At 72.1% G+C, this 17,181-nt stretch carries 18 protein-coding genes; 11 read left to right on the top strand and 7 right to left on the bottom strand.

What is annotated here, in order from left to right; all coding sequences use genetic code 11:
- Nucleotides 1-18: 18 nt before the first annotated feature.
- From DEJ00_RS07270 to glp, 5 genes are all read right to left on the bottom strand, one after another.
- Nucleotides 19-417, bottom strand: coding sequence for a PLDc N-terminal domain-containing protein (locus DEJ00_RS07270; protein WP_051596635.1), 399 nt, complete (start codon nucleotides 415-417; stop codon nucleotides 19-21).
- Between the two features lie 84 nt (nucleotides 418-501).
- Nucleotides 502-942, bottom strand: coding sequence for a molybdenum cofactor biosynthesis protein MoaE (locus DEJ00_RS07265; RefSeq protein ID WP_181440109.1), 441 nt, complete (start codon nucleotides 940-942; stop codon nucleotides 502-504).
- Entirely contained in the window at nucleotides 939-1,451 is a 513-nt protein-coding gene (locus DEJ00_RS07260; RefSeq protein ID WP_027465087.1) for a molybdenum cofactor biosynthesis protein B, read from the bottom strand. Before DEJ00_RS07260 ends, DEJ00_RS07265 begins: the two co-directional genes overlap by 4 nt.
- The gene (gene moaC, locus DEJ00_RS07255; RefSeq protein WP_111056875.1) at nucleotides 1,448-1,936 is read right to left on the bottom strand and encodes a cyclic pyranopterin monophosphate synthase MoaC; all 489 of its coding nucleotides are present in this window, start codon (nucleotides 1,934-1,936) and stop codon (nucleotides 1,448-1,450) included. Before moaC ends, DEJ00_RS07260 begins: the two co-directional genes overlap by 4 nt.
- A complete protein-coding gene (glp, locus tag DEJ00_RS07250) occupies nucleotides 1,933-3,153 on the bottom strand; it encodes a gephyrin-like molybdotransferase Glp (RefSeq protein ID WP_111056874.1) in 1,221 nt (406 codons plus the stop codon). Before glp ends, moaC begins: the two co-directional genes overlap by 4 nt.
- Nucleotides 3,154-3,260: 107 nt before the next feature.
- On the opposite strand from glp, the gene DEJ00_RS07245 reads away from it, so the two are divergent.
- The 11 genes from DEJ00_RS07245 (at nucleotide 3,261) to DEJ00_RS07195 (ending at nucleotide 15,407) form a co-directional block, all read left to right on the top strand.
- A complete protein-coding gene (locus DEJ00_RS07245) occupies nucleotides 3,261-4,208 on the top strand; it encodes an MTAP family purine nucleoside phosphorylase (protein WP_111056873.1) in 948 nt (315 codons plus the stop codon).
- Complete coding sequence (locus DEJ00_RS07240; RefSeq protein ID WP_111056872.1) at nucleotides 4,205-5,275, top strand: NAD(P)-dependent oxidoreductase; 1,071 nt, start codon at nucleotides 4,205-4,207, stop codon at nucleotides 5,273-5,275. Before DEJ00_RS07245 ends, DEJ00_RS07240 begins: the two co-directional genes overlap by 4 nt.
- Nucleotides 5,276-5,660: 385 nt before the next feature.
- Nucleotides 5,661-6,410 carry a glycosyltransferase family 2 protein gene (locus DEJ00_RS07235; protein WP_027465082.1) on the top strand — a complete coding sequence of 250 codons (750 nt, stop codon included), beginning with the start codon at nucleotides 5,661-5,663 and terminating at the stop codon, nucleotides 6,408-6,410.
- Complete coding sequence (locus DEJ00_RS07230) at nucleotides 6,407-7,066, top strand: DUF2064 domain-containing protein (protein WP_111056871.1); 660 nt, start codon at nucleotides 6,407-6,409, stop codon at nucleotides 7,064-7,066. Before DEJ00_RS07235 ends, DEJ00_RS07230 begins: the two co-directional genes overlap by 4 nt.
- Nucleotides 7,063-7,725 (top strand): bifunctional 2-polyprenyl-6-hydroxyphenol methylase/3-demethylubiquinol 3-O-methyltransferase UbiG, encoded by a 663-nt coding sequence (locus tag DEJ00_RS07225; RefSeq protein WP_111056870.1) that lies wholly within the window; start codon nucleotides 7,063-7,065, stop codon nucleotides 7,723-7,725. The genes DEJ00_RS07230 and DEJ00_RS07225 overlap by 4 nt, the downstream gene beginning before the upstream one ends.
- 137 nt (nucleotides 7,726-7,862) lie before the next feature.
- Complete coding sequence (locus DEJ00_RS07220; RefSeq protein WP_111056869.1) at nucleotides 7,863-8,810, top strand: alpha/beta fold hydrolase; 948 nt, start codon at nucleotides 7,863-7,865, stop codon at nucleotides 8,808-8,810.
- Nucleotides 8,807-9,994 carry a sensor histidine kinase gene (locus DEJ00_RS07215; protein ID WP_111056868.1) on the top strand — a complete coding sequence of 396 codons (1,188 nt, stop codon included), beginning with the start codon at nucleotides 8,807-8,809 and terminating at the stop codon, nucleotides 9,992-9,994. The genes DEJ00_RS07220 and DEJ00_RS07215 overlap by 4 nt, the downstream gene beginning before the upstream one ends.
- A complete protein-coding gene (locus DEJ00_RS07210; RefSeq protein WP_111056867.1) occupies nucleotides 9,991-10,587 on the top strand; it encodes a response regulator transcription factor in 597 nt (198 codons plus the stop codon). Before DEJ00_RS07215 ends, DEJ00_RS07210 begins: the two co-directional genes overlap by 4 nt.
- Before the next feature lie 126 nt (nucleotides 10,588-10,713).
- The gene (locus DEJ00_RS07205) at nucleotides 10,714-10,959 is read left to right on the top strand and encodes a hypothetical protein (RefSeq protein WP_027465079.1); all 246 of its coding nucleotides are present in this window, start codon (nucleotides 10,714-10,716) and stop codon (nucleotides 10,957-10,959) included.
- Between the two features lie 145 nt (nucleotides 10,960-11,104).
- Nucleotides 11,105-12,724, top strand: a complete 1,620-nt coding sequence (gene pgm / locus DEJ00_RS07200; protein ID WP_027465078.1) for a phosphoglucomutase (alpha-D-glucose-1,6-bisphosphate-dependent) — start codon at nucleotides 11,105-11,107, stop codon at nucleotides 12,722-12,724.
- Between the two features lie 223 nt (nucleotides 12,725-12,947).
- The gene (locus DEJ00_RS07195) at nucleotides 12,948-15,407 is read left to right on the top strand and encodes an MDR family MFS transporter (protein ID WP_111056866.1); all 2,460 of its coding nucleotides are present in this window, start codon (nucleotides 12,948-12,950) and stop codon (nucleotides 15,405-15,407) included.
- 184 nt (nucleotides 15,408-15,591) lie between these two features.
- On the opposite strand, the gene DEJ00_RS07190 is transcribed toward DEJ00_RS07195, so the two are convergent.
- The gene (locus DEJ00_RS07190; RefSeq protein WP_111056865.1) at nucleotides 15,592-16,014 is read right to left on the bottom strand and encodes a hypothetical protein; all 423 of its coding nucleotides are present in this window, start codon (nucleotides 16,012-16,014) and stop codon (nucleotides 15,592-15,594) included.
- A 163-nt stretch (nucleotides 16,015-16,177) separates the two neighbouring features.
- Entirely contained in the window at nucleotides 16,178-17,068 is an 891-nt protein-coding gene (locus tag DEJ00_RS07185) for a site-specific DNA-methyltransferase (protein WP_111056903.1), read from the bottom strand.
- Nucleotides 17,069-17,181 lie beyond the last annotated feature (113 nt).

The following is a 17,181-nucleotide window of genomic DNA, read 5'->3' as shown; positions in this document are numbered from 1 at the left end:
TCGGCCTGGAGGCCCGGGTCAGCTCGCGGGGGCCGCGTCACCTTCGCCCGCGGCCTCCTTCGCACGCTTCAAGCGGGCCTGCGCCTCCCAGTACTCGATCTCGCGCTCGAGCTCGGCGAGCTCCTGCTCGGTACCGGTGACGCGCTTGGCGCCGTGGGCACTGCGGGCGTCGCCGAGGGTGGCGTACCGGTCCTCGTGGCGGGTCGGCTCGATGTAGCGACCGTGGTTCCGTTCGCCCGGAGCCCAGTCGTGGCCGATGGCGAACCAGACGATGCTGCCGACGACGGGGACCAGGATCACGAGGATCACCCACGCGATCTTCGGCAGGCCGCGGATCTGGTCATCAGTCTTCGTCAGGATGTCGATCAGGGCGAAGACCAGCAGGATGACGGTGATCCCGGGCAGCAAGACGCTCATGTTCGCGATTCTATGGATCCGCTTGGAGTCTCACCATGCCCCGAACGAGCGTCCCGGTTGCGAAGGTGCACAGGGTGGGGCCGGTCACAGCGCCGCGACCCACTCGTCCGTCCCGTCGGTGAACCGCTGGTGCTTCCAGATCGGCACGCGCTCCTTCACCAGGTTGACCAGGGCACCGCACGCGGCGAACGCCTGAGCCCGGTGCGACGACGACACCGCTGCGGCGAGCGCGACGTCCCCGATGCCGAGCGCCCCGACGCGGTGCAGCACGGCGATCCGGACGTCGGGGTGGTCCTCGGCGATGGTCCGGGCGACCTCGGTGATGACGTCGCCGGCGCTGGGGTGCCGCTCGTAGTCGAGCGCCGTGACGCCCTTGCCACCGTCGTGGTCACGGACGATGCCGGCGAAGGTCACCACGGCGCCGTCCTGCTCGGTGGCCACCACGGCTGCGACCTCGTCGACGCTGACGTCGCGGTCGACGACGTCGGCCAGCACGACCCGTGCGGCGGCCTCGGTGCTGCTCACGAGGCGCTCCGCGGGGCGTGGCCCTCGCCGTGCACCTGGGCGACGACGTGGTCGAGCACACCGTCGAGCACGGCGAGCCCGTCGGACACCCCGCCGCGCGACCCGGGCAGGGTGACGAGCAGGCACCCGGCGTTCGTGACCCCGGCGACGCCGCGGGTGAGCAGCGCGGTGGGGCCGGCACCCGCGAGTCCGCGTCGACGGATCTCCTCGGTGATGCCGGGCAGTTCGAGGTCGATCAGCCCCGCCACCGCCTCGGGGGTCCGGTCCGTCGGGGTGACCCCGGTGCCGCCGGTGGTGATCACGACCCGTGCGTCGGCCAGCAGTTCGGCGGTGACGGTCTCGGTGATCGCGCCGCCGTCGGGGACGATGATCGGGTCGCTCGTCGTGAACCCGCGGTCGCGTAGCCAGTCGACGATGACGGGTCCGGTGCGGTCGAGTGCGGGGTCGGCGGCGGCCTGCGTGGACACCACGACGACGGCGGCCCGGCCCCTGGTCGGCTCGGCGGTCATCGGTTGCTCCAGTCCCCGGAGCGCCCGCCGTGCTTCTCGAGCACGCGCACGTCCGTGATCACGGCCGCTCGGTCGACGGCCTTCACCATGTCGTACACCGTCAGGGCGGCGACGCTCGCCCCGGTCAGGGCTTCCATCTCGACGCCGGTGCGCGAGGTCGTGCGGACCGACACCTCGATCAGCACGCGGTCGTCGGTACCGGTGATGTCGACCTGCACGCCGGCGATCGGCAGCGGGTGACACAGCGGGATCAGGTCGGAGGTCTTCTTCACCGCCATGATCGCGGCGATCCGGGCGGTGCCGACGACCTCGCCCTTGGGCAGCGAGCCGTCGAGGATGCGTGCGACGACGTCGGGACGGGTGACGACGGTGGCGGTGGCGGTGGCCGACCGGTCGGTGACGTCCTTCGCGGAGACGTCGACCATGTGCGCGCTGCCGTCGGCGCGGACGTGCGACAGCTGGTCGGAGGCGGACGGGTCGGTCATCGGAGGCTCCAGACGGTCAGGGGGTCGCCGACCTCGACGGTGTCGACCCCCACGGGGACGTGCACCAGGTGGGTGGCGGCGGCGTAGTGCACGAGCAGGTGTGAACTCGGCCCTCCGACGAAGTGCACGGCCCCGTCCTGCACCCGGCCGCGACGGACCTGGTGCTTGCCGACGGGTGAGCCGGCAGCGGACGCCGCCGGCAGGACCTGCGCGGGGCGGTCCGGCACGAGTCCGACGGCGGCGGCGAGCAGGGGGCGCAGGAACACCTCGAACGAGACGAGCGCCGACACCGGGTTGCCGGGGAAGGACACGACCGGTACGGCGCGACCTTCTCCGAACACGACGCTGCCGAACGCCTGCGGCCCACCGGGTTGCATCGCGACCGGCGTCACCGCGAGCCCGCGGGGCTCGAGCGCCTGCCGGACGACCTCGTACGCCCCGGCGCTGATGCCCCCGGTGGTCAGCACGAGGTCGGCCCAGTCCCCCACGGCTGCATCGAGCGCGCGGTCGAAGGCAGCGACGTCGTCGGGCACCCGGACGGCCCGCGAGTCCGCACCGACCTGGGCGAGGGCTGCCCGCAGCGCGATGCCGTTCGCGTCGCCGATGGTCGCCGCGTCCGTGTCGGCGCCCTGCAGCTCCGAGCCGGTCGACACGACGAGGACCCGCAGCGGTCGGCGCACCGACACGGTCGTCACCCCCGCAGCAGCCAGGGCCCCGAGCAGCGCCGGCGTGACCGCGGAACCGGCCGGAGCGAGCTCGGCACCGGCGGGCAGGTCGCTGCCGGTGACCCGCACGAACGTGCCGGCGGTCAGGTCAGCGGGCACCGTCACCCGGGGCAGCTCGAGCGCCGCCGGGAACGCCCCGGGCTCGGTCGCCTCGACCGGGAACACCGCGTCGGCGCCGGTCGGGATCCGTGCACCGGTCATGATCGGCGCGGCCGTGCCGGGCTCGAGCGGTTCGGGCACCACGCCTGCGGGGATCGGTTCGACGACCCGGATCTGCTGCCCCGCCTCGGCGACCCGCACCGCGAACCCGTCCATCTGGCTGTTGTCGAAGGGCGGCAGCGGAACGGGCGACAGGACGGCGGCCGCGAGCACGCGGTGTGCGAACCCGGCACCGGCGAGCTCGTCGATCGGCAGTTCTTCTGCTCCGAGGCCCGCCACCACCGGCGCGAGCAACGCCGCCAGGTCGTCGCGGTGCTGACCGATCGTTCGCACAGGTGCCTCCGAACAGGGGGTTGGTGGCGCCGTTCCCGGTTCGCCCGGTGGCGCCGTCAGTAGCGTATCCAGCGCGCAGCCCGCGCCGACGACCAACCGGAGGACCTGTGGAGAACGACGAAGCCGTGACGATCGGTGTCATCGGAGGCTCCGGCCTCTACCAGCTGTTCGAGGAGGGCACCGCCGACGAGCTCGACGTCCCGACCCCGTTCGGCCCGACGTCGAGCCCGATCAGCATCGGCACGATGGCCGGACGACGGGTCGCGTTCCTGACCCGCCACGGCCGTGAGCACTCCGTCGCCCCGCACCGCATCAACCACCGTGCGAACGTCTGGGCGCTCCGTTCGCTCGGCGTCCGCGCGATCGTGTCCTCGAGCGCCGTCGGCGGCCTGCACCCCGACTACGCCCCGGGCACCTTCGTCGTGACGGACCAGCTCATCGACCGCACCTGGGGCCGCGCCGACACGTTCTTCGAGGACGACGTGCAGCACCTGTCCTTCGCCGACCCGTTCGACCCGACGCTCCGCCGCGCGGCGATCGACGCCGTCGCCGGACTCGACGTGCCGTTCCGTCCGACCGGCACCTGCGTCGTCATCCAGGGTCCCCGGTTCTCCACCCGCGCCGAGTCCGTCTGGCTCCGCCAGGCCGGCGGCCACACCATCAACATGACGATGACGCCCGAGGTCCCCCTGGCCGCCGAACTCGGCATCGCCACGGTGAACCTGTCGTTCGTCACCGACGCCGACGCCGGACTGGCCCCGACCGAGGACGAGGCCGCAGCTGCCGCCGCATCCGCAGCCGCCGCCAGCGGCCCCGACGTCGACGACGCCGGTGCCGTCGTCACCCACGCCCTCGTCATGGAACGTCTCGCCCGCGCCAACGAGGTCATCGTCCGCGCCATCGGCCAGATCGTCGCCGCCATCCCCGCCGACTTCACCCCGCGCGAACTCGTGCCGACCAGCGCGAGCGCCAGCATCATGCAGGCCCAGCCCACAGGCCCCACCGCCACGCAGGCCCAGCCCGCCGCCACCGCCACCACGGGCGCCACCGCATGAGCCGCCTCCTCGTCACCGGCGGCGCCGGCTTCATCGGCTCCGCGATCGTCCGCCGCGCCCTGGCCGACGGCCACGAGGTCCGCGTCCTCGACTCCCTGCGCGACGACGTGCACGGCGACCCCGCCGAGGTCGTCCGCGCCCACCAGCAGCAGGGCATCGCGTTCGTGCACGGCGACGTCCGTGACCGGGTCGCCCTCGACGCCGCCCTCGACGGCATCGACGTCGTGTGCCACCAGGCAGCCAAGGTCGGCCTCGGCGTGGACTTCCAGGACGCCCCCGACTACGTCTCGTCGAACGACGCCGGCACCGCCCACGTCCTCGCCGGCATGGACCGGCACGACATCGGCCGGCTCGTCGTCGCCAGCTCGATGGTCGTCTACGGCGAGGGCGCGTACACCACCGCCTCCGGCGAGCCGACCCGTCCGCCGGCCCGCCGCCGCGAGGACCTCGACGCCGGCCGCTTCGACCCCATCGGCCCCGACGGTCAGCCCCTGCTGCCCGGCCTGATCGACGAGTCCGCCGCGCTCGACCCCCGCAACGTGTACGCGCAGACGAAGGTCGCGCAGGAGCACCTCGCCTCCAGTTGGGCCCGTGCCACGGGCGGCCGCGCGATCGCGCTCCGGTACCACAACGTCTACGGACCGGGCATGCCGGCGAACACCCCCTACGCCGGTGTCGCGTCCCTGTTCCGCTCGGCGCTGGCCCGCGGCGAGGCACCCCGGGTCTTCGAGGACGGCGCCCAGCGACGCGACTTCGTGCACGTCGACGACGTCGCCGGCGCGAACGCCGCCTCCATCGCGGCGACCGCCGACCAGCCGTCGGACACGTTCCGCGCGTACAACGTCGGCACCGGCACCGTGCACACCATCGGCGACATGGCCGCCGCGATCGCCGGACCCGACGGCCCGCAGCCGGTCGTCACGGGCGAGTACCGCCTGGGCGACGTCCGCCACGTCACCGCGAGTTCGGCACGCATCGCCGCCGAGCTCGGCTGGCACGCCGAGGTCGACTTCGAGGCCGGCATGCGCGACTTCGCGACGGCACCGCTCCGCAGCGCCGTCCGCTAGCCGGAACGCGTGAGCGGGCCGGTCGCCGCGAGCGACGCCTGAGAGCACGGCCAGCCACCGGACGGGAGGCCCGGGACGGCCCCGCCCCGCGCCTCCCGTCCGGGGTCCCCGCCCCCACGGCCCCGCAGGACGCCGTCGTGTCGGCACCACGCCCCCTGCTGCGTGAGACGCCGCCGCATCCGGCGGCGTCTCGACGACACGACGGCGTCTTGGGCAACCACTCGCGGCACCCACGCGCGCACCCTGTCCCCCGTTCTGGGGACCGGACGCGCGCCGAGCGCGCTGAACGACCAGGACCCGGCAGTTTCCTGTACCCCGCAGCGCGTCGTCGTGTTGTGTCGAGTGCATGCCAGGACAGACCCGTCGATCCGACCGACCGCACCGAATGACGGACATGACTGTCGACGTGATCCTGCCGTGCCTCGACGAGGCGGACGCCCTGCCGAAGGTCATCGCGCGCCTCCCCACGGGTTACCGGGCCATCGTCGTCGACAACGGATCGACCGACGGATCGGCCGACGTCGCCCGTGCCCACGGTGCCCTCGTGGTGACGGAACCCGTCAAGGGGTTCGGTTCGGCCTGCGCCGCCGGGGTCGCCGCGGCGACCGCCGACTTCGTCGCCTTCTGCGACGCCGATGCCTCGATGGACCCGGCCGAGCTCCCGCCCCTGGTCGACCGCGTGGCCAGTGGCCGCGTCGACCTGGCACTCGGCCGTCGCGTCCCGACCGGCCGCGGTGCGTGGGCCCCGCACGCGCGCTTCGCGAACCGCGTCCTCGCCGTCCTCATGCACCGCGCGACCGGCTACCGACTGCGCGACCTCGGCCCGATGCGTGTGATGCGCCGCGAGGACCTCGTCTCCCTCGACCTGCGCGACCGCCGCAGCGGCTACCCGCTCGAGATGGTGCTGGCCGCGCACGCCGCCGGCTGGCGCGTCGACGAGTCCGACATCGGGTACGCGCAGCGCATCGGCGACAGCAAGGTCACCGGCACGCTCCGCGGCACGATCAACGCGGTGCGGGACATGTCCCGTCTGCTCCGTGCGTACCGCCGGGAGGCCCGTGTCCGGGTCGTCGCACCGGGGCCGCTCCGCCAGGCGGCCGAGTCCACCCCCGTGGTCGAGGAGGCCCGCTCGTGACCGCCACCCACGCCAGCGACGCTGCTCGCGCCGACGTCACCGTCGCCGTCGTGGCGAAGGAGTGCCTGCCCGGCAAGGTGAAGACCCGGCTGACGCCGGCGCTCTCCCCCGAGGGCGCCGCACGCGTCGCGTCCGCGAGCCTCGCCGACACTCTGGCCACCGTCCGCGCACTGCCCGCGGCCCGCCGGGTCCTGTTCTTCGACGGCGACGTCGTGCCCGCGTCGGCCGAGGGGTTCGAGGTGCTGCACCAGCCCGGCGGCGGCCTCGACGAGCGCCTCGGGTTCCTGTTCGACGCCGTCGACGGTCCACTGCTGCTCGTCGGCATGGACACCCCACAGGTGTCCACCGCGGACCTCGCACCGGTGTTCGACGACGCCGCCCGCGACGCCTGGTTCGGCCCGGCCGAGGACGGCGGCTTCTGGTCGCTGTACCTGCGACAGCCCACCGGCGACCTGCTGCGCGGCGTCCCGATGTCGCGCGACGACACCGGAGCCGTCCAGCTCGCACGCCTGACCGACGCCGGACTCGACGTGGGCGTGCTCGGGGAGCTGCTCGACGTCGACACGATCCCGGACGCCGAGCGGGTCGCCGACCTCGCTCCCGAGTCCGACTTCACCCGGGCACTCCGTGCCGAGACCGTGGGGAGCACCCGATGACCATGCACGCACCCGTCTCGTTCGGCGCCGGCGGCGGCGAACCGTACGCCCGTGCCCTGCGCACCGACGGCCACCTGCGCCTGACCGATGCCGACCGCCCCGACGCCGTCACCACGATGGACGTCGGCCGTTGGAGCGCCGCCGCCGACCGCGTCGACCGCTCGCTCCTCGACGACGTCGACGGCGGGGTTATCGACATCGGTTGTGGTCCGGGCCGGATGCTCGTCGCCGCACGGTCCCTGGGCATCCCGGCGCTCGGCGTCGACGTCTCCGCCGAGGCCGTGGCCATCGCGCAGCGCGCCGGCGGCACCGCTCTGCAGGGTTCCGTGTTCGACGCCGTGCCCGACGAGGGTCACTGGGACACCGCGCTGGTGATCGACGGCAACATCGGCATCGGTGGCGACCCGACGGCCCTGCTCGCCCGCTGCCGCGAGATCGTACGAGCCGGCGGCCGGGTCATCGTCGAGACGAACCCCGAAGCCTCGGCCGACCGCGTGTACACCGCGCGGGTGGTGGACGCCGACGGCAACGAGAGCGCCGGGTTCCCGTGGGCCGAGGTCGGCCTCGACGCCCTGCACCGGCACGCGGCGGACGCCGGGATGGTCCCGCGGCAGAGCTGGACGGCCGAGGGCCGGAACTTCTGCGAGCTGCTCGCCTGACCGGCCCGCGGCACGATCGACCGTGACATCCGTCACGGTCGATCGTGACACCGGGGCACATCCGCTCCGCGCCCCACGCCGTTTGACTGATCGGACCCGCCGCGCGGACCCCGCGCGGCCCGATCGAGACGAGCACCGTGCGGAAGTCCCTGCGCATCACCCTGATCACCCTCGGCGCACTGGTTGCGGTCCCGGTCCTCGCCCTGGCGACGACGACGGTCGTCAACGTCGTCGCGACCCACGTCGAAGCGTCCGAGATCGACGACTACGGCGAGCGCGTGCCCGTGGACGGCAAGCGGATGAACGTGGTCGTCCGCGGCACCGGCAACTCCGACACCGGGACGATCGTGCTCCTGCCGGGCCTCGGCACCGCCGCTCCCGGGCTCGACTTCGGGCCGCTCACCGACCAGCTCGCCCGGACGCACCGGGTCGTCGCCGTCGAACCGTTCGGCACCGGGCTCAGCGACCAGACCGACGTCCCGCGGACCGCCGCGAACATCACCCGCGAGGTCCACGAGGCCCTGCAGCACCTGCACGTCGACCGGTACGTGTTGATGGGCCACTCGGTCGCGGGCATCTACGCCCTGCCCTACACGAAGGCGTACCGCGACGAGGTGACCGCCTTCGTCGGCATCGACAGCAGTGTGCCGCGACAGTCGAGCTGGGACGAGCCGATCCCGACCGGCGCGATCGTCGCCCTCGACCGACTCGGTCTGCTGCGCGCTCTCGGTGGAGCGTCCTCGGACACGTACGGCGATGCCTACGACGACGCGACGAGGCGCCAGATGCAGCTGCTCTCGGCGAAGAACGGTGCCGCCCCGACGATCATCGACGAGATGCGGCACGCGCCGGAGAACTTCCGGTCCGTCGAGGACTCGCGGTTCCCCGCGGACCTGCCGGTGCTGTTGTTCGTGCGGACGAACGACAACGACGTGCCGAACTGGGTCCGGTTGCACGAGCGCCAGGCCGCGAGCGTGGACCACGGCCGGGTGATCGGGCTGGTCGGCGACCACTACCTGCACCACACGCTGTCCGAACGGATCGCCAGGGACACCGACGCGACCCTCGCTACCCTGGGCGCGTGACGCAACCCGGGCAGGAACAGCCCCGCGCCGACGCCGACGTCCGGGTGGTCCGCTGGTCCTCGGTCGCGTCGCTCTGGCTCGTGGTGCTGGTGGGCGGCGGCGTGCAAGTGCTCATCGGGACCGACGGCCCGACGACGGCACGAACCCCCGTACTCGTCGTGCTCACCGCCGCCGCGTCGGTGGCGGCGCTCGCATCGATCCCGCTGCTGCTCCGCCCCGCCGGCGAGGCGTCGGCACGCCACCCGGCCGTCCTCGCCCTGCTGGTGCTCGCGGCCGCCACGTGGGTGGTCGCGCTCGTCCCGTCGGCGACCGGCTCCGCGTGGTCGTTCACCCTGGCGATCGCGGGCGGCACGGTCGGCTGCCTGCTGCGCGGGTGGGCCCGGGTCACCGTGCTCGCCGGCACCGTCGTCCTGCTCGTCGCGGCGGCCGACGCCCGCGCCGAGCCCGCCGAACTGGTCCTGGTCGGGACACTCGCGCTCTTCGCCCTGATGCCGCTCAGCGTCGTCTGGATCCACCGCGTCGTGCTCCGGCTCGAAGCCGCTCGTCGCACCGCATCCGACCTCGCTGTCACCGAGGAACGACTCCGGTTCGCCACCGATCTGCACGACATCCAGGGCCATCACCTGCAGGTCATCGCGCTGAAGAGCGAGCTCGCCGAACGGCTGCTTCCCGGCGACCCCGAGCGCGCCCGAGCGGAGCTGTCGGACATCCGCATGGTGGCCCAGGCGGCGCTCGAGGACACCCGGGCGCTCGTCGGCGGCTACCGCACGGTCACCGTGGCGGTCGAGGTCCGGAACGCCGCCGCCGTCCTCCGGTCGGCGGGGATCGACTGCACGGTGCGCATCGAGACCGCCGGCATGCCCGACCCGGTCGGCGCCCTGTTCGCCGTCGCCATCCGCGAGGCCGCGACGAACACCATCCGGCACAGTCGCGCGAACACCGCGTCGATCGAGTTGCTGCGGGACGGCGACGCCTGGCGACTGACGGTGTGGAACGACGTGCCACGGCCGTCCGAGCGTCCCGGCACCGGCACCGGCACCGGCGCCGGCACCGGCACCGGCATCGACGGACTCCGACAGCGCGTCGCGCCGAACGGCGGGACGGTCGACGCCGATCGGAGCGAGGACCGTTTCACCCTCCTCGTGCGCATCCCGGTTCCCGAACGAACGGCGGTGCGCCCGTGATCAGGATCGTCGTCGCCGACGACGAGGAACTCATCCGTGGAGCACTCGTCGCACTGCTCGGCCTGGAAACCGACCTCGAGGTCGTCGCCGACGTCGCCGACGGGGCAGCAGCCGTGACCGCGGCCCGGACGCATCGGCCGGACGTCGTCCTGCTCGACCTCGAGATGCCCGTCCTCGACGGCATCGAGGCCGCCCGCGCACTGTCGGACGCGATGCCCACGGTGATCGTCACCCGCCACGCGCGGCCCGGCACCCTCCGACGTGCGCTGGCCGCCGGTGTCCGGGGCTTCGTCCCGAAGTCCACACCGGCGGCGCGGCTGGCCGAGATCATCCGCGACGTGGCGGCGGGCGAGCGGTACATCGACGCCGGTCTCGCGGCGGCCGCGCTCACCGAGGACGAGAGCCCGCTCACCCCGCGGGAGGCCGACGTCCTGCGCTGCACCCGCGACGGGCTCGCGACGAAGCAGATCGCCCGGGAGCTCTCGCTCGCACACGGCACGGTCCGGAACCACCTGTCGTCGGCGATCGCGAAACTGCACGTCGACAACCGCGTCGCAGCCGCCGCCGTGGCCTGGGACCGAGGGTGGATCTGACCGCAGAACGCACTCTTGTTTTGCACGATGCAAGACAAGTGCGTAGAGTGGTGGTCATCCAGCCGACGGCGTCGCGGTCGCCGGCTCGGTGACCTGCGGACCTCGGCACGACGACGAGGAGCACCCATGCAGAACCGTCAGAACCCCCTGGGCGGCGCCTACGTGACCGGCCTCGAGACCCGCACCGAACTCGGCGCCTTCACGGGCGACGCGACCCGCAGCCCGGTCGGCAGCTACACCGGCACCGGCATCGGCCGAGCACTCGGCCGCTTCGTCGACACGCAGTTCCGCCGTCCCGGCACCGCGACGTCCTCGACGCGCACCGTGACCGGCTCGTTCCGCACGGCGACGGGTTCGTTCCGCACCGCCTGAGGCACCTGCCTCCACAGACCGCGAGCGGTCGTCCGCCCCGGGTGTCCCCCCTCAACCCGGGTGGGGCGGCCGCTCGCTCGCGTTCCCCCGACCTCCGGTGCACTTCCCCCGAACGCGCCAGGGCGGCCGATGCCAGGATGGACGCATGAACGACCGCGCCGGCACCCCAGCGACCGCAGACGACCTCGTCGACCTCGACGAGCTCCTCGCCGCCTACCACGACCGAGTGCCCGACGTCTCGGTCCCCGAGCAGAAGGTCGTGTTCGGCACGTCCGGACACCGCGGGTCGTCGCTCGACACCGCCTTCAACGACACCCACATCGCCGCGATCACGCAGGCGATCGTGGAGTACCGCCGCGAGCAGGGCACCGACGGGCCGCTCTTCATCGGCCGCGACACCCACGCGCTCTCGGCCCCCGCCGAGCAGACGGCTCTGCAGGTCCTCGCCGCCAACGGCGTGCGCGTGCTCGCTGACAGCCAGGACGGTTTCGTGCCGACGCCCGCGCTGAGCCACGCGATCATCCGCTACAACCGCGCCGGCAACCCGGACACGGCCGACGGCATCGTCATCACGCCGAGCCACAACCCGCCCCGCGACGGCGGCTTCAAGTACAACCCGCCGCACGGTGGTCCCGCCGACAGCGACGCCACGAGCTGGATCGCGAACCGGGCGAACGCGATCATCGAGGGCGGCAACGCCGAGGTGCAGCGCACCGAGGACGCCGCGCCCGAGCGCTACGACTTCCTGAACACGTACGTCGCCGACCTCGAGAACATCATCGACATCGCCGCGATCAAGCGTGCCGGCGTGAAGATCGGTGCCGACCCGCTCGGTGGCGCCTCGCTGCCGTACTGGAACGCCATCCGCGACCACTACGGCCTCGACCTGACCGTCGTGAACCCCGAGGTCGACCCCACGTGGGCGTTCATGACGCTCGACTGGGACGGCAAGATCCGGATGGATCCGTCGAGCCCCTCGGCGATGGCCTCGGTGCTCGCGCGCAAGGACGACTTCGACGTGCTGACGGGCAACGACGCCGACTCCGACCGGCACGGCATCGTCACGCCCGACGGCGGACTGATGAACCCGAACCACTACCTCGCGGTCGCGATCGAGTACCTCTACGCGCACCGGCCCGAGTGGCGCGACGACGCCGCGATCGGCAAGACCCTGGTGTCGTCGAGCATCATCGACCGCGTCGCCGAGTCCCTGGGCCGTCGCCTGTGGGAGGTCCCGGTCGGCTTCAAGTGGTTCGTCCCCGGCCTGATCGACGGCTCCGTGGCCTTCGGCGGCGAGGAATCCGCGGGTGCGTCGTTCCTGCGCACCGACGGCACCGCGTGGACCACCGACAAGGACGGCATCATCCTGGCGCTCCTGGCGTCCGAGATCGTCGCCGTCACCGGCAAGACCCCGTCGCAGCTCTACGCCGAGCTGACCGAACGCTTCGGCGCCCCGGTCTACCAGCGCGTCGACGCCGCGGCCTCGAAGGAGCAGAAGGCCCGCCTCGGCAAGCTCGACGGCGACGCCATCACCGCGGACACCCTGGCCGGTGACCCGATCACCGCGAAGCTGTCGAAGGCCCCGGGCAACGACGCAGCCGTCGGCGGCGTGAAGGTCGTCACCGACAAGGCATGGTTCGCAGCGCGCCCGTCGGGCACCGAGGACGTCTACAAGATCTACGCGGAGAGCTTCGTCGGGCAGGAGCACCTCGAGCAGGTGCAGCGCGAGGCCAAGGAGATCGTCGACGCAGCCCTGGGCGCGTAGCGCCCTCGTCGGACGGGCTGCGGGTCTCGGACACCGCAGCCCGTCCGCCGGAACCGAGCCGGGCCTCCAGGCCGTGTGCAACCTGGGCCCACTGGGCGTACCGTGACTGCCGATCCACTCAGGAAGCCGTCTCGGTGCGACCGAGCACTTGCGGCAGTTGTAACTTTGCAGGCAGCGCAAAAATCGTTCTGCCAGCGCATCGGTACCCCGGGAGACCCTGCTCATGACCCAGACGGCGACCGCCCCCGCGGCCCCCACCACGGCGTCCAACGTCGTGATGAACCACCGACAGATCCTGTTGGTGATCTACGGCCTGATGGCCGGCATGTTCCTCGGTGCCCTCGACCAGACGATCGTCGGCACCGCGATCCGCACCATCGGTGACGACCTGCACGGACTCGACCAGCAGGCCTGGGTCACCACCGGGTACCTCATCGCGTCGACGGTGACGACCCCGATCTACGGCAAGCTCTCCGACATCTTCGGTCGCCGGCCGCTCTTCATCACCGCGATCGGCATCTTCATCGTCGGTTCGTTCGCGGCGTCGTTCTCCGACTCGATGCTCATGCTCGCCGGGTTCCGCGCGCTGCAGGGCCTGGGTGCCGGCGGTCTGATGTCCCTGCCGCTGGCGATCATGGGCGACATGCTCGCCCCACGCGAGCGGGCGAAGTACCAGGGCTACTTCCTGGCGGTCTTCGGCATCTCGTCCGTCATCGGGCCGCTCGTCGGCGGCGTCTTCGCCGGCGCGGACCAGCTGCTGTTCATCGCCGGCTGGCGCTGGGTGTTCCTGATCAACGTGCCGATCGGCATCATCGCCCTGTTCATGGTGCTGACGTTCCTGCACCTGCCGAAGTTCGGCGACCGGGGCAAGCCCCGCATCGACTGGTGGGGTGCGACGCTCGTCATCGTCACGCTCGTGCCGCTGCTGCTCATCGCCGAGCAGGGCCGCGAGTGGGGCTGGGACTCCCCCGCCGCCTTCGCCTGCTACGCCATCGGCGCCCTCGGCCTGATCGCGTTCATCATCGTCGAGCGGGCCATGGGCGACGACGCGATCCTGCCGATGAAGCTCTTCGGATCGCGGGTGTTCTCGATGTCCGCGATCCTGTCCGTGCTCGTCGGCTTCGGCATGTTCGGCGCGATGCTGACGATCCCGCTCTACCTGCAGATCGTCAAGGGCGTGACCCCGACCGAGTCCGGCTTCGCCATGCTGCCGATGGTGCTCGGCCTGATGATCTCGTCGATCGCCTCCGGCCAGATCATCTCCCGGACCGGCAACTACCAGGTCTTCCCGATCACCGGAACGGCGTTCACGGCGATCGGCTTCACGGTCCTGACGTTCCTGACCGCCGACCGGCCCCTGTGGTTCCTGATGCTCGGCATGTTCGGCATCGGGCTCGGACTCGGACAGCTCATGCAGACGCTGACCCTGGCCGCGCAGAACTCGGTGTCACCGCGGGACATCGGCGTCGCCACGAGCGCCGCGACGTTCTTCCGCCAGATCGGCGGCACGATGGGCACCGCTGTCCTGCTCTCCGTGCTGTTCACCCTAATGCCGACGAACATCAGCGCCGCGATGCAGAACGAGTCCGACTTGAAGAGCGCGCTCAACGCCGCGATGACGCCCTCGGTCGCGAACGCGTCGAAGAACCAGGGCGTGATGGACGAGATCTGGACGAAGATCGTCGACCCGGTGCAGAAGAACGTGCAGGACGGTCTCGACCAGGGCACCGCGCAGGCGAAGCAGGCCGCCGACGCCGCCGTGACCAAGCAGGTGACGGCAGCGGTGCAGCAGCAGGTCGCCGCGGGGACCGTCCCGGCCGCAGCAGCGGACACGATCATCGCCCAGCAGGTCGACGACGCCAAGCCCGCAGCCGAACAGCAGGCGCTCGAGACGGCGGCCACGAAGGCGAACGCCTCGGTCGTCGACGGCACGCTGCAGATTGACTACTCCGACAAGGGGCAGCGGGAGAACGTCGTCGACCAGGTCGCCCCGACGCTCATCAAGCAGCTCAAGAGCGGCGACTCGGCCGCGAGCTCGTCCACCGACTCGGCGACGAGCGACACGTCGTTCCTGAACGGGGCGGACCCCCGGCTCAGCCGTCCGTTCCTGGTCGGGTTCAGCGACTCGGCCGTCCGCGTCTACTACGTCGGCCTCGCGGTGATCCTGCTCGCGTTCGTGCTGACGTGGTTCTTCCGGGTGCCGCCGCTCCGCAAGACCTCGGCGCTGCAGGAGCAGGCCGATGCCGCACGCACGGCTGCCGGAGCGGGGTCGGACGGGAGCGCCGCTGCAGCCGCTGCCGCCGCCGCACCTGGAGCTGCCCCGGTGCCGACGGGGTCGTCCTCCGCCGAAGTCCCGACCTCGCCCGACGTGCCGACGTCGCCGGACGTGCAGCCTCGGTCCGCCCGGGCCACCGGGGCGTCGGACGTCTCGGTGCTGCCGCACGGGGTCGACGACACCCGCGCGCCGCTGCCGAACGCCACGACGCACGGTGCACACTCGGCGGCTGCGCCGGTCGACGAGCCCCCGACGACGACCGGTGCCATCCGGACCCGGGCTGCCCACGCCGCCCCGGTCGTGGAGCCGGACGCCCACGGGGCCGGAGCCGATGCGGCGGAGGCGAGCCGGGCCTCCCGGCCGGACGCTGACGACGCGCACGCACACGGGCGGCACTCCGCGGAGTAGTCGGCGCTGGCGCTCGCTCGCTGATGCCGAACGACGAGGTCGCTGTCGTACGACAGCGACCTCGTCGCATCTGCGCGCGTGCAACTGTTGCGGCCGCGCGGGAGCGACACCGTCGACGTCGTACGACATCGACATCGACATCGACATCGACATCGACATCGACATCGACGCTCCCGTGCGGAGGCTACGAGCGCTCTCGCTCGCGCATCTCGACGTAGTCCCCGGCAGCGCACGCCGAGGTACCACTGACCGTGTCGCCCCCGCCGAGGTCGGAGGACTGGAACCCGATGTTCGCCACGCCGTCCCCGCTGCCGTCGACGCCGCTGGAGGACGCGTCGGCATCGGAGAACCGCTTCGTGTCGAGTCCGCGCTCGCCCCACAGCTTCTCGAGCGTCCGGATCCCCTGCTCGATGTCGCCGCGATCAGCACGGGACTTGATGTACGTGTAGTTCACACCCTCACCGACGCCGCGCTCGTCCTCGCACGTGCCGAGCCGCGGCCCTTCCTGGGCCGTCCACGTCCCTCCGAGCGCATCGGTCGTGTCGTCGACGAGCTGCTGGATGCTGCGCTTCGCATCGGCCGGCTCCTGGGTCGGTCGGTTCTCCATCTGTCCTCCAGAACAGCCGGCAGTCGTGCCGACGATCGCGATCGTGGTCACAGTGACTGCGATCCACTGCCTCAGGGCGGTCATCGGTGTCGGTTCTCCGTTGGGTCGTCGGGTCGTCGGGTCGTCGGGTCGAGGGAGCCGTTGCCGTTCTCGGTGCCGCGCCTCAGACCGCCGGCGCCGCGTCCCCCGCCGCTGCCTCCGGTGCTCCAGCCACCTCGAACGACGCACCCGGCAACCGCTTCCGCATCACGTCGATCGCCGCAGGGTTGTCGTCCACCAGTACGTACCGCCGCCCCAACGCCTGTGCCACGGCGCCCGTGGTCCCACTGCCCGCGAAGAAGTCGAGCACCCAGTCCCCCTCGCGTGAGGACGCCTGCACGATCCGCCGCAACACCCCCTCGGGCTTCTGCGTGGGGTAGCCGGTCTTCTCGCGGCCGGTCGGCGAGACGATCGTGTGCCACCAGACGTCGGTGGGCAGCTTGCCGCGCTCGCGCTTCTCGGGGGTGACGAGACCCGGCGCCATGTACGGCTCGCGGTCGACGGCCTCGGAGTCGAACCAGTACCGCGACGGGTCCTTCACGTAGACCAGGATCGTGTCGTGTTTCGTGGGCCAGCGCGTCTTGGACTTGGCACCGAAGTCGTAGGCCCACACGATCTCGTTCAGGAACGACTCGCGGCCGAAGAGCGCGTCGAGCAGCACCTTGGCGTAGTGCGACTCGCGGTAGTCGAGGTGCAGGTACAGCGTGCCGTCGGCGGCGAGCAGCCGCCAGGCCTCGATGAGTCGGGGTTCGAGGAACGACCAGTAGTCCTCGAACCGGTCGTCGAAGCGCATCAGGTCGCCGCGCACCCGCTCGTAGGTCCGGCCGTGGAATCCCATCACGGGACCGTCGGCCTTCGGCACGGCGGACGTCGCGTGCCGCCGCTGGTACCGGCCGGTGTTGAACGGCGGGTCGAGGTACACCAGCGTGAAGGACCCGTCCGGGTAGGCGGGGACCACGTCGAGGGCGTCGCCGAGGACGACGCGGTCCGGGCCTCGGTCGTCTCCCCTGCGCACGGACCCATTGTCGCGCACCGAGCGAGCACGCTCGACGCGCACCGCACCGCACCGCACCGCACCGCACCGCACCGCACCGAGCGAACACGCACCGCACGCCCAGGCCCCGGCGT

It is taken from the genome of Curtobacterium sp. MCLR17_039, from assembly GCF_003234745.1.
Classification (GTDB): domain Bacteria; phylum Actinomycetota; class Actinomycetes; order Actinomycetales; family Microbacteriaceae; genus Curtobacterium; species Curtobacterium flaccumfaciens.
Note: the sequence above shows the minus strand (reverse complement) of the source record. Positions and strands in the feature narration are given on the sequence as shown.

What these genes read in the sequence shown, in the direction of transcription:
- DEJ00_RS07270 (WP_051596635.1), bottom strand. Translation starts at nt 417, where the DNA reads ATGAGCGTCTTGCTGCCCGGGATCACCGTCATCCTGCTGGTCTTCGCC.
- DEJ00_RS07260 (WP_027465087.1), bottom strand. Translation starts at nt 1,451, where the DNA reads ATGACCGCCGAGCCGACCAGGGGCCGGGCCGCCGTCGTCGTGGTGTCC.
- moaC (WP_111056875.1), bottom strand. Translation starts at nt 1,936, where the DNA reads ATGACCGACCCGTCCGCCTCCGACCAGCTGTCGCACGTCCGCGCCGAC.
- DEJ00_RS07240 (WP_111056872.1), top strand. Translation starts at nt 4,205, where the DNA reads ATGAGCCGCCTCCTCGTCACCGGCGGCGCCGGCTTCATCGGCTCCGCG.
- DEJ00_RS07235 (WP_027465082.1), top strand. Translation starts at nt 5,661, where the DNA reads ATGACGGACATGACTGTCGACGTGATCCTGCCGTGCCTCGACGAGGCG.
- DEJ00_RS07225 (WP_111056870.1), top strand. Translation starts at nt 7,063, where the DNA reads ATGACCATGCACGCACCCGTCTCGTTCGGCGCCGGCGGCGGCGAACCG.
- DEJ00_RS07205 (WP_027465079.1), top strand. Translation starts at nt 10,714, where the DNA reads ATGCAGAACCGTCAGAACCCCCTGGGCGGCGCCTACGTGACCGGCCTC.
- pgm (WP_027465078.1), top strand. Translation starts at nt 11,105, where the DNA reads ATGAACGACCGCGCCGGCACCCCAGCGACCGCAGACGACCTCGTCGAC.
- DEJ00_RS07195 (WP_111056866.1), top strand. Translation starts at nt 12,948, where the DNA reads ATGACCCAGACGGCGACCGCCCCCGCGGCCCCCACCACGGCGTCCAAC.
- DEJ00_RS07190 (WP_111056865.1), bottom strand. Translation starts at nt 16,014, where the DNA reads ATGGAGAACCGACCGACCCAGGAGCCGGCCGATGCGAAGCGCAGCATC.